The 12,028-nt window shown below is 69.9% G+C and carries 8 protein-coding genes; all 8 read right to left on the reverse strand.

Translation table 11 applies throughout. The annotated features are described in order from the left end of the window. Positions 1 to 24 precede the first annotated feature (24 nt). On the reverse strand, positions 25 to 2,274 hold the full coding sequence (locus ACFVIU_RS12305) for a hypothetical protein (RefSeq protein ID WP_385842283.1): 2,250 nt from the start codon (positions 2,272 to 2,274) through the stop codon (positions 25 to 27). After that, entirely contained in the window at positions 2,274 to 3,128 is an 855-nt protein-coding gene (locus ACFVIU_RS12310) for a hypothetical protein (RefSeq protein ID WP_100572673.1), read from the reverse strand. Before ACFVIU_RS12310 ends, ACFVIU_RS12305 begins: the two co-directional genes overlap by 1 nt. A 25-nt stretch (positions 3,129 to 3,153) precedes the next feature. After that, complete coding sequence (locus ACFVIU_RS12315; protein ID WP_100572672.1) at positions 3,154 to 3,996, reverse strand: vWA domain-containing protein; 843 nt, start codon at positions 3,994 to 3,996, stop codon at positions 3,154 to 3,156. Between the two features lie 301 nt (positions 3,997 to 4,297). Beyond that, the gene (locus tag ACFVIU_RS12320) at positions 4,298 to 4,981 is read right to left on the reverse strand and encodes a hypothetical protein (protein ID WP_385842284.1); all 684 of its coding nucleotides are present in this window, start codon (positions 4,979 to 4,981) and stop codon (positions 4,298 to 4,300) included. 236 nt (positions 4,982 to 5,217) lie between these two features. Next, positions 5,218 to 6,909: a hypothetical protein gene (locus ACFVIU_RS12325; protein WP_385842285.1), complete on the reverse strand. Its 1,692-nt coding sequence runs from the start codon at positions 6,907 to 6,909 to the stop codon at positions 5,218 to 5,220. A 1,118-nt stretch (positions 6,910 to 8,027) separates the two neighbouring features. After that, positions 8,028 to 9,551: an aldehyde dehydrogenase gene (adh, locus tag ACFVIU_RS12330; RefSeq protein WP_385842286.1), complete on the reverse strand. Its 1,524-nt coding sequence runs from the start codon at positions 9,549 to 9,551 to the stop codon at positions 8,028 to 8,030. Between the two features lie 56 nt (positions 9,552 to 9,607). Next, positions 9,608 to 10,915, reverse strand: a complete 1,308-nt coding sequence (locus tag ACFVIU_RS12335) for a GAF domain-containing protein (RefSeq protein WP_385842287.1) — start codon at positions 10,913 to 10,915, stop codon at positions 9,608 to 9,610. A gap of 136 nt (positions 10,916 to 11,051) precedes the next feature. Then, positions 11,052 to 11,648, reverse strand: coding sequence for an N-acetylmuramoyl-L-alanine amidase (locus tag ACFVIU_RS12340; protein WP_385842288.1), 597 nt, complete (start codon positions 11,646 to 11,648; stop codon positions 11,052 to 11,054). Between the last annotated feature and the right edge of the window lie 380 nt (positions 11,649 to 12,028).

Consider the following 12,028-nt stretch of genomic DNA (forward strand, 5'->3'; position numbering starts at 1 on the left):
CTGCATACTCGTCTCGGGCCTGGTTCAGTGGCCCGTCAACAGGAATGTGACGTATTTCCGGACACCGAGGTTGCGTCGGGTCTCCGTCCGTGCGGTGCTGAGTTCGCCCGTCACTCTCGCGCGCTCCGCCTCGGCGCCGCTCAGCTGCTTCTGACGTTGCAACAGGTCAGCACGCTTGCGCTGGGTCTCCATAGCGCGCTGCTGGCGGTCGGCCGTGAGCCGCTGCCGTTCGTCGGTGATCTGCTTTTGGAGGACGTCCCTGTCCTGCTGGGCCTTGCTCTCAGCCTGCTTTATCTCCCGGTCGTACTGCGCCCGCAGCGTGGCGATCTCTGCGCGGATCCTCGTCAGGGCTGGCCCAGGCAGCTTCGCGGGTGCGGAAGCCCTTGCCCGTTGCTCCAGGGACCGGCGCCATGCGTCGAGGGCGGTCGCCCGCGCTTCGCCCACGCCGGCCACGCGGACGTGGTGGCCGCCTGGGCGGACGAAGTAGGCGACACGGCTCCCGGAACCCTGGCTCTGGGAGTAGGACACCCCCGTGAAGTCGGCCGCGGTGCGGATCCCAGTCTGCACCAGAGCCCCGACCGTCTTGGCGCCCATGTTCGGCAGTGACCGCGCTTCCTGGATCGAGGTGGCGCGCAGCTTCGCCTCGACGTGCTGGCGCACCGCGGGTTCCAGCGCGGCGGCGATCATGCTCTGCTCTCTGGCGGGCAGTTCGGCCTTGCGCTTGCGGGACTGGTCGGTGCGGCGGTTCAGGTCCATAGTGATGCGGGCCAGTCCGTCGCGCAGGTCGGTCTGGAGGGTCTGGATGCGCTTGTCGGTGGCCGCGCCGTCCTTGGCCGTGGCGGCATCCAGCTTCTGGATCTCCTGCTCCAGCCGCCGGTGGGCGCCGGCCGGATCCTTGAGTTCGCGGGCCCGGCGACGTAGTCCCCGGACCCGTTGGCGGGCGGTGCGGTACTCCGGCCTGAGCCGCCGGCCTACACCGATCAGGGCGGCCGAGGCGAGTAGGGCGGCCCCCTGCGCGGCAGGCAGGTAGCCCTCCGGCTGTCCGACAGTGACCGCGAGCACGGCGGGGGCGGCGGTGCTCAGTACGGCGGTGGCCGCGGCCGCCAGGTCGCGAGGGCGGCGCCCGGTGAAGCCCGCGGAGGCGGGGGTCGGCGCGCCAGTCGGCACCGCTCTGGCGGGGGCGGACGCCACGCGATCCACCAGCCAGGCTGGGATGCCACCGGAAGGTGCATTTGCCGGGGCGGCGGCACCCGTCGAATCGCTGGTCGCCGTCGGAGCCGCGGCGCCGCCCTTTCGCTCGCGGGGTGGGGCGGGGAGCGCGAGCGCGTCGGCGGTCAGGCGGGGCAGCGTAGAGCAGGGTTGCCCGAGGAAGCCCCGGACGCGGTCCGCCTCCGCGCGGAGCCGTTGGTCGGAGTGGCCGAGGAGCAGGGGCCAGGCCAGGGAGGTCGCCGGGTCCTTGAAGTCGGACTCGGAAAGGATCAGGTACTCGCCCTGGGGGTCGTGGAGCTGGGTCCACAGGCCGGGGTCGGTGGCGACGGCGAGCAGGGAGAGGTGGATGAGCCAGGCCGAGAAGCGGTCCATGGCGGGCCCGAAGTCGGTAGCGCCGCGCTGTGGCGACTGGTAGTTGCGGTGGCCGTTCTCCGTCGCCGGCTCGCCCTTGAGGGCGGGGACGTACATGCCGTCGTAGTCGACGAGCCGGAGGGTGTTGTCGTCCGCCACGAGGATGTTGCCGTGCTGCAGGTCGCCGTGGGCGATGCCGTGGTCCTCCAGGTCGCCCGCCAGCGCGAGGAAGCGGTCGGCGAGGGCGTGGACGGCAGCCGAGTCGTGGCGGTGGCGGTCGATCCACGAGATGAGGTCGGTGCCCTGCACCCACGCCATCCGCACCACCGGGAACCAGTCGCCGAGAGCCAGCACGCCCTGCTCCAGGAACTCGAAGCGCATAGGCCACGGCTGGGAGAGGCCACTGGTGTCGAGGGCGCGCAGGGCAGCGCTGATCGCGGTGTAACGGACGCCGATGGCGGAGGTGTCTCGGGTGAAGCACTTGAGCGCGTAGCGCTGCCCGTCCCGCGTGGTGACGGAGAAGACGCTGGCGAAGTTGCCAGAGATCGCCTTGGGTCCGAGGACGGGGCTCTGCTGGACGGTTCCCTGCTGGAGATCGGGATCGCGGAAGCAGAGTTCGGGGTGCTGCAGGGCCTCCGCGTAGTTCGCGCCCGTGGGGAACTTCCGGACCGCACCGGTTCCGGTGGCTTGGCGACCGCCGCGGGACACAGCCATCACGCCTCCGTTCTCACCCGGATCCGGATCAGGGTCACGTCGTCGTTGCGCATGAGCCCGCGCGCCCGCTGGTCCTCCACCCACTCCGTGAAGGGCTCATCGCCCACCTCGGCAAGCGTGGCCAGCACGGTGCCCGGTGCCCGGTGCCCGTGGTGCGGGGACAGCAGCCAGGCCGCGAGCGCGTCGCTGGCCAGCAGCACCTCGTCGCCCGGCGCCAGGGTGCCGTGGGCGAGCCGCAGCCGCTGGGCCACCAGGGCCGTGTCGTGGTTACGGCTGCCGAGGAGCTGGGGGGTGATGCCGAAGCCCTCGACGTCCTCGACGGGGAAGGCCCGCCGGACGACACCGTCTCGCAGGTGGAACAGGCAGCTGTCGCCCAGGGCGAAGGCGTGCCAGGACCAGTCGGCCGTACCGTCACCGGACACGGTGGCTCGGACCTCCGCCCCCAGGACGGTCGCGAACGCGCCCTTCTCCAGGCCGGGTTGTTCGTACCAGGTGATGGGCCGGCCACGGGCGTCGCGCTCCGCCCGGTACCACTCGAGGTACGCCTCCCAGCGAGGCGCGGACCGTTCCATGAGGTCGACGACGAACGTGTCCACGTCGTCCCACCAGTCGCGGCCGAGGGACATCGACTCGACGGCGTCCGCGACGAGACGCTCTGCCCAGGCGCCCGCGAGCAGGCTTTCCGAGGCGCCGTCGGACACCGCCGCGTACAGTGGGAGGACGGTACGGCCCTGGTCGTCGGCCCGTGCGTCCCCGACCCAGGACCGCCCGGCGTCCTCGCACTCCTTGAGCGTGTTGCCCGCCTTGGGCACCCGCAGCAGCTGGCATTCCGGCAGGGCCGAAACGTCCTCCATGGTCAGCGCAGCTCCGTCTCGGTGGTCAGCGCAGCTCGGTGGCGCGGGTGCCGATGTCCAGGAACTCCACGATGGAGGTGATGTCCGCGTTGTAGACGAAGCCCCGGGTGGTCTCGCTGATGCGGTGCCCCTGCGAGGCCGCGTAGGAGCGCATGTGGCTGGGCAGCACGCTGGACATCTGGAACAGCAGCCGGGCGTACGTGTCCGGCAGCCCCTCCTCGCTGTCCGGGAAGGTGACCGGTGTGCCGCCGCTGCCGGACACGTGGAGGTTGAACAGGAGGACCGCGCCATCCGCGGTGGCGTGCGAGGCCAGCGCGATGGCGGCGCTGGTGGGGTCGCCATCGGTGGACTCGCCGTCGGTGAGGTTGAGCACGATCGGCGGGAAGCCGCTCGGGTGGGCCTCGACCCAGTTCGCGACGAGGCTGTCAGCGTAGCCGAGGGCGCGTGTCATGGGCGTGCCGCCGTTGGTCACCGGGTCCATCCAGACCGGGAACTGCACCGAGGTCTCGACCAGGCCGCCGGCGCCGTCCGGCACCTTCTTGGTACGGCTCTCCACCCGCGCCGGGTTGTTGGCGACCTCGCTCAGCGGAACGAGGTCGCGCCCGGCCAGCGCCCCCTGGAACGCGGAGCCCACGTGATTGTGTCCGTACCCGATCACGGCCACGTGGAAGTAGTCCCGTACGCCTTCCTCTTTGGCACACTTGACGGACAGTTCGGTCAGCAGCCGGTTGATCGCGTCGGAGACGACCTCGGCCCTCTGCTGCGCGACCTCACCGGCGCCCATGGGATCGCTCATGGAGGCGGACTGGTCCACGAGGAAGATGAAGCAACCCGGATTGGTTCGGCTGATCTCTGCGGTGTACGGCACTGCGCCCCCCTTGCTGTGAAGGGGATCACCATATCGAATGACCAGTGCTTTCACACTGCCTTCACAGTCTTGGTGCCGAAGGTGATCGACACTCACATGCCGTTCCACCGGCCGCCGGCATGAGCCCCCGACGGTCTGCTCGACGACGTTTGGATCCACGTGCTGCTCGGAGTCGTGAAGGAGGTTTTCGATGTCTCCGGAATCGAGGCTAGTGCCTTCACCCAGGGCAGATTCCCATCAGGGCAGATTCCCGTGATCAATGACATGCGAGGCAGTCTGCTGGTTACGTCTCGTGTGGCCACTAGGGCTGCGCGGCGCTCGGAGTGATGAACACCGCAAGGCAGCGGAACTCGCCACTTGAACCCTCCAGTTGGGTGTACTGACGCCAGGCGAGCGCGTAGGCGCCGCGCAGCACTCGGGTGTTGTCCGGGAAGGAACCGCCGGCCCACAGCAAGGTGCCGCTCAGTTCGCGCCCGTGGTGGATGCGGAACTCCTCGTCCCTGGTGGGCATCCTGCGTTGCCTGGGGCGCCACAGGGCCGCCTCGTTTGTGATGAGCAGGGCCAGCCCGTTCTGGTCCTCGCGGTCGCAGAAGCGTTCCAGCCTTGCTACGTCCCGCAGGAAGTCCCTACGTGCGACGTCCGGGGCGTTGTGTCCGCGCAAGGCGTACTCCTCGGGAGGCGTCCCTGCAGTACCCGACCATTGTCGGGTCACGTACTTGAACTCGATTGCCGTACGGCTCGCCGGCCCCAGGCACAGGAGGTCCAGGTACTCCGAGGCGTTGCTTCCGCGCACCGGGATCTCGAGACGGCACCTCACCTCCGGTGCGACCTCGCCTACGGCGAGGGCGAAACTGTGCTGGAGATCGGCCTCGGAGTGGAACACCGGCCGCCGCGCGCGTAGACACTCCAGGACTTCGTCCAGCGTTGCGCTACCCGCGATCGTCTCCAGAGTGGGGGGCGGAGGTGTTGACATCGGCGTGGCCATGACGCCATTGAAGACTGTGCGGCCTGCCCATGTCAGCTGACAGTCGACTACCGTCGACAGGACCTCGGCCACATCGCTGGACGCCGAAGCGCTCATGATCCGGCGAACTCATCTTCAAAGGGGGCCGATACCGAGGATGCCGTCGGGCGGCAGCGATCTCCTAAAGAAGGTTCGTACGACGGAACCCGGGCTTGCTCGACTACTGGTGCAGCGGCGGCGTGCATCGTGACCAACGGTTATCGAGTCGCGCCTCGGGAGCACGTTCCGCACGCGGTACGGCCTCCTCTGATGCTGGTCAGGGTGAGGGTGATGGTCGTGCTGCACCTGCAGCGGCAGCGCCACCGGTCGGTGGTCTTCCCCGGATAGGGCTCCAACGGCTCGAACCCGGCGGCGCGTGCCTCCGCGGCGGCTGCCGCGGGATCGGTTCGGCCACCGGATCGGGGGCACTTCTTGCAGCCGGTGGTTCCAGACCGGACGGATGACAGGCGCGTCATGACCTCGTTTCCGCAAGAACAGCGGCAGCGCCAACGGTCCGTGGTACGGCCGGGGTACGGCTCCAGCGGCTCGAACCCGGCCGCCCGCACTTCGGCGGACGCACGCTCGTCGGTTGCCGAGTTGAGGGCACAGAACCGGCAGCCCTTCGAACCGCTGTTGACGTTGGAGTAGGTGGGGCTGGTTTCGCGACCGCATGTGGTGCAGCGGCACCGCCACGGCGTTTGGCTGCCCGGGTAGGGTTCAAGCGGGTGGAGTCCGGCCGCGCGCATGGTTTCTTGGGCCTTCGGCGCGTTCGTGGCGGCGCGTTTCGCCTGGGTTTCCTTTGCCCGGCAGACGCGACAGCGCTGGCCCGCGTTACGGACGGCATTGAACGTCGGACGCCCCTCGTGCCCGCAGGTCATACAGCGCGAGGGCCAAGTCGCGTTGGTGCGGCCGGGATACGGCACGAGTGGCTCGTATCCGCAAGCCCGCATCTCAGCGGCTGCGGCCTCCGCGTCGATGAGGACCGCGGCACGTGGTCGGCCGCCAACTCGGGGCGCATAGGGTTTTTCTGCGCTCCGTGTTTCCTCATCGACCATGGCCCAGACCTCGGCCGCCGTGATGCGAGCTGCGGAGCAGGTCTCGGTCCAGCCGTTCGGCATGACGTCGCTCGTGAGGAAAGGAACGAGTCCGGCCTGATGCAGGCGGCCCAGCACGGCCTGCTCGACGTCGTAGGCGGCTGCGCCGGTGGTGTAGTCACGGGCCTGATGCAGTCGCCAACCCTGGCGTTCGTGTTGGATGAGGCGAGAGGTGTAGCCGGTGCAGGCACCGATCCCGATCTTGACGGCTTTCCACTCCTGATGGGTGATCACGTAAACCTTCGACGGTCCTGACAGGTCGATGCCGTGGGTGGCACAGAACTTGCACCCTCCACCAGCACGAATCTTCATGAGCGTCGGGGAGACCTCGTTGCCGCAGGTTGTGCAACGGCACCGCCACGCTGTCACCGAGGTGGCATAGGGCTCCAGCGGCTCCAGCCCGGCCGCGCGCATGGCAGCCACCGCGGTGCCCGGGTCGGTCTTTCTACCCGCTGCCGCCCTCACGTCGGCACAGTGCCGACAGCCGCCCTGGCCCGCCAGAATGCCGCCCAGACTCGGTGACGTCTCACGCCCACAGCCGTTGCAGCGACACCGCCACGCCTTGTCACGACGCCCGGCGTACGGTTCGAGCGGTTCCAGGTCGGCGGCACGCATGAGGGCCTCGGCCTCGTCCGCGGGCCAGCGGCGTCGGCCACCCGAGGAGGGAGGGCAGTACGGGCAGGCCCGAAGGCCGCGCCTGAGGTTGCTCAACCTGATCTCGACATCTCGGCCGCACGCGAGGTGGCGGCAGTGCCACAGCCCGCTCGGTCCCGGGTAGGACTCCAGCGGCTCGAGGTCGAAGTCCTTCGCCTCCATTGCGGCCCGGTCGCCGTCCGTGCGGGGCAGTTCGCGGCGACGCGACCATGCCCGGCTGATGCCCTGGCCGGCGCTCTTGCGCCCGCACGGGCCGCAGCCCCCTTGTCCGGCCTTGACCGACCCATGAGTGGGAGTCCCGATCGTGCCGCAGGTTGTGCAGCGGCACCGCCAGGGGATGTCGGTCCCGGGATAGGGCTCCAACGGTTCCAGACCCGCCGACCTCATGAGCGCGGCGGCCTGGTCCGGATCGACCGGCGCGTTCGGGGCGCACCATCGGCACGGTCCCCCTCCGCGTTTGATGTACGAGTAGCGCGGCTTGACCTCCCGACCGCACGGCACGTGCCGGCAGCGCCAAGGGGGTGTCGCCCCGGGATACGGCTCCAGCGGTTCCAGGCCGGCCGAGCGCATCAACGCCACCGCCTCCTCCGGAGGAATCGGAGCCGTGCCTGAGCAGTACCGGCAGCCGCCCTGTCGGCCCGCGGCAATGTTGCCCAGCCGCGGTGACACTTCTCTCCCGCACGCTTCATGGCGGCAGCGCCAGGGCTTATCACTTCCTGGATAGGGCTCCAGTGGTTCGAGCCCGGCATCCCGCATAATCAGCACCGGATCGCGTGGATCCTTCCGCGGACGTCCCCTCGCCACCCGGCCTCCTTCTGAAGTGCCCGCTTCCGGGGTGAGGATCGCACGAGGCACTGACAACAGCCTTGTTCGCGTCGCGAGCTTGGAGCGGGCTTCCTCGCGGCGGCCTTCTTGCTTGGCCCTTCCGGGCTGTCCTGTTCGTGGCCTTCGGCAGCTTGTGGACGTTGGCAGGCCCGTTTTCGCCGCGAGGAGACTTCGCTCGGGTGGGGACTCGTTCAGGGCGGTCATGAGGTCCGATGAGCTCTCCCAGTCCTGCAGGCGGTTTGCGCGCTGCTTGCGGGTATCGGCGGGTCGCTGCGCTCGTGACCGGGCGGCTCGTGGGCTGATGTCCCGAGGCGCTACTTGGTCCGCGACTGGTCCGGCGGGATCTCCTTTGGATGCCAGGCAGTAGCTCTAAGAACCCAATTGATTACAGTGGGTACCTGTAACGTCGGGGCGCCTGGAGCGCAAAATACCTCCAGGCAACCCGAATGCAGGCTCTAGAAGAACCCAAGCTTCTGAGGGCTGTAAGAACAAAGAACGTTCTTGGTCTGCTGGTAGTGCTCCAGCATCATCTTGTGCGTCTCACGCCCGATCCCCGACTGCTTGTACCCGCCGAACGCCGCGTGCGCCGGATAGGCGTGGTAGCAGTTGGTCCACACGCGGCCCGCCTGGATGGCGCGGCCCGCGCGGTAGGCCGTGTTGATGTCCCGGGTCCACACGCCCGCTCCGAGCCCGTACAGCGTGTCGTTGGCGATCTTGACGGCGTCGTCGAAGTCGTCGAAGGAGGTCACCGAGACGACCGGGCCGAAGATCTCCTCCTGGAAGATCCGCATACGGTTGTCGCCCTCGAAGATCGTCGGCTGGACGTAGTAGCCGCCCTTCAGCTCGCCGTCGAGTTCCACGCGCTCGCCGCCGGTGAGCACCTTCGCACCCTCCTGCCGGCCGATGTCCAGGTAGGAGAGGATCTTCTCCAACTGGTCGTTGGAGGCCTGTGCGCCGATCATCGTGTCGGTGTCGAGCGGGTGCCCCGGCCTGATCCGCCGCGTCCGCGCCACGGCCGCCTCCAGGAACTCCGCGTACTGGCCCCGCTGCACCAGCGCCCGGGACGGGCAGGTGCACACCTCGCCCTGGTTGAGCGCGAACATCGTGAAGCCCTCGAGCGCCTTGTCGCGGAAGTCGTCGTCGTGCGCCCACACGTCGTCGAAGAAGATGTTCGGCGACTTGCCGCCGAGTTCCAGGGTGACCGGCTTGATGTTCTCCGAGGCGTACTGCATGATCAGCCGCCCGGTGGTGGTCTCCCCGGTGAACGCGATCTTCGCCACCCGCGGACTCGACGCCAGCGGCTTGCCCGCCTCGACACCGAAGCCGTTGACGATGTTCAGCACACCCGGCGGCAGCAGGTCGGCGACCAGACTCAGCCAGTAGTGGATGGAGGCCGGTGTCTGCTCGGCGGGCTTCAGGACCACCGCGTTGCCCGCGGCGAGCGCCGGCGCCAGCTTCCACGCCGCCATCAGGATCGGGAAGTTCCAGGGGATGATCTGCGCGACGACCCCCAGCGGTTCGTGGAAGTGGTACGCCACCGTGTCGTCGTCGATCTCGCTCAGCGACCCCTCCTGAGCCCGGATGGCCCCGGCGAAGTACCGGAAGTGGTCGATCGCGAGCGGGATGTCCGCCGCCAGGGTCTCCCGCACCGGCTTGCCGTTCTCCCAGCTCTCGGCGACCGCGAGGGCTTCGAGGTTGGCCTCCATACGGTCGGCGATCTTCAGCAGGATGTCACTGCGCTCCGTCACCGACGTCCGGGACCACCCCGGCGCGGCCTCGTGCGCCGCGTCCGGCGCCCGCTCGACGTCCTCGGCGCTGCCCCGCGCGATCTCGGTGAACGGCTGCCCGTTGACCGGCGACGGATTCTCGAAGTACCGCCCGCGCACCGGCGGCACATACGCACCGCCGATGAAGTGGTCGTACCGCGCCTGGTAGGAGACGATCGCGCCCTCGGTGCCCGGCGCCGCGTAACGAGTCATGCTGGTCTGCCTCCCGGTCCAGCGCTGCCCGCCGTTGGGCAGCTCCCGGCGCGAGGCTAGGCGGACGGACGTTGCAGGCACGTTGCACCGCAGGTCCGCGCCGGTGCCCGGCCGGCCGGTGCGGTCAGTTCGGTCTCCAGCGCGGCGAGCCGGGCCCGCACCGGCGCGGTGGGCCGCACCGCGGCCAGCGCCTGCCACACCTCCAGATCCTCCTCTCCCCATGGCGCGTGCGCCCAGTCCGCCAGCAGGTCCGGGTCGCGCCGCGCGATCAGCGCCGCCCGCAGCCCTCCGGCGAGCCGGTCCCGCAGCCGTACGATCGCCGGAGCCTGCGAACCGGGCAGCAACGGGCCGGTGTACGCCTCCGCCGCCGCGGTGAGCGCACCCGCCTCCAGCCGTCGCTCCACCACGCTCGCGTCGGACTCCACCGCGGCCGTCAGCCGGTACGGCCGTGAGGTGAGCAGCCCCGGCCCCAGCAGGCGGCGCAGCCGGGCCAGTTCGGCGCGCAGCGTCACCGGGGTCACCGACTCGTCCGCGTAGAGCGCACACAGCAGCTCGTCACCGCTCAGGCCCTCCGGATGCCGGGACAGCAGGACCAGGATCTCGCTGTGCCGGCGGCTGAGTCTGATCCGCCCTCCCTCCAGGGTGAGTTCGGCCTCGTCCCGGCCCAGCGCGCTGAGCAGCGGGACGCCGGCGGCGCGCCGCGGCGGGGCGAGCAGGGCCAGCTGTGTCTCGGCGGCCCGCGCCACCGCCCGCACGAAGCCGAGGCTGTGCGGATGCGCCAGCCCGTCCCCGCCGGTGATGTCGACCGCGCCCAGCACCCGGCCGGTACGCGGATCGTGCACCGGCGCCGCCGCGCACGTCCACGGCTGCACCTGCCGGATGAAGTGCTCCGCCGCGAACACCTGCACCGGCCGGTCCACCGCCACGGCCGTCCCCGGCGCGTTGGTGCCCACCGCCGTCTCCGACCAGCGCGCACCGGGCACGAAGTTCATCCCGTCCGCCCGGCGCCGGGTCACCGGATGGCCCTCGACCCACAGCAGTCTGCCGTGCGCGTCGCACACCGCCAGCAGATGCTCGCCGTCGGCGGCGAAGGTGCCCAGCAGCTCCCGGAACAGCGGCATCACCCGGGCCAGCGGGTGCTCCGCCCGGTAGGCGCCGAGCTCGCCCTCGGTCAGCTCCACACAGGCGCTGCCGTCCGGTCCGACACCGGCCCGTGCGCTGCGCCGCCACGACTCCGCCACCACCGAGCGCACCGGCCGCGGCACCCGGCCCACTCTGGTGAACGTCTCGTGCGCCCGGCGCAGTTCCCGGACCCGTGCGGCGGGGTCGGCTCCGGCTTCCAGGGCCACCCACGGATCGGTCAACTCGGCCTCCCCGACGCTTAAACGGCTGCCTCCATGGTCACGCACGGTGTTCGCACGGACAACCAGTGCGACACCGGTTCACCAACCCTTCGTGTATCGCCTCCCTCGTGTCGGGCGTGACAGCCGGCGGATGCCCCTAGGCGAGGTTGACCAGTCGGATGTAGCGGACCCAGTCCCAGTTCGGCCCGGGATCGGTGTGGTCGGTGCCCGGCACCTGGTAGTGGCCGATGATGTGCTCCCTGTCCGTGGGAATGCCGTACTTGGCGCAGACGGCCGCGGTGAGCCGGGCCGACTGTTCGTAGAGCGCGTCGGTGAAGTAGGCGGGCTGGTCCACCCAGCCCTCGTGTTCGATGCCGATGCTGCGGGTGTTGTAGTCCCAGTTGCCCGCGTGCCAGGCGATGTCCGTCTCGTGCACACACTGGGCCACATGGCCGTCGGCCGAGCGGACCAGGTAGTGCGCGGAGACCTTCTTCGCCGGGTTCGCGAAGATGGCCAGCGTGTTGGCGTACGTCTCCTGTGTCACATGGATGATCACGCGGTCGATGAGGTAGCTGTCGGGGCGGTCGGAGGTGGTGTAGTTGGAACTGCTCGCCCCGGCCCACTGGGCCGGCGGGTAGTCGACCGGCTCGGTCGCACCGGCACGCGCTTCGGGCAGCAGCGCGTACGGCACGGCGGCCAGCGCCGCCCCCTTCAGCAGCCACCGTCTGCTCAGCCGCGGCTTTACCGGGTCCATGTCCATCGTCGGGCCCCTTTCGGGAGTGTGGGGGTGATGTGGGGTGGGGAGTGGGGCAGGTTGGGGGGAGGGGTGGGGGAGCGAGGACGGGTATGGCGGGGACGTCAGTGGTGCAGACCCGGTGCGTTCCGGCGCGCTCGCTCGGGCACACGGGGGTACGCGTCCGGCGCGGTCGGCCGCTCCTCGCCGAGCGTGGCCAGGCACGTGTCGTTCCCGTCACACGCGCTGGCCAACGGTGACGGGTCCGCCGGGGTTGCGCATCGGTACGCGTCCGGCTCACAGATCCCGCGCTGGTGCACCGGCCACCGCACGGGGTCCGGCAGCGGTATTCGCCATGCGCCCGTGCGGTTCTGGGATCGCAATGAGCCCGTGACGTTCCG

The sequence above is a fragment of the Streptomyces sp. NPDC127190 genome (assembly GCF_042672505.1).
Taxonomy (GTDB): domain Bacteria; phylum Actinomycetota; class Actinomycetes; order Streptomycetales; family Streptomycetaceae; genus Streptomyces.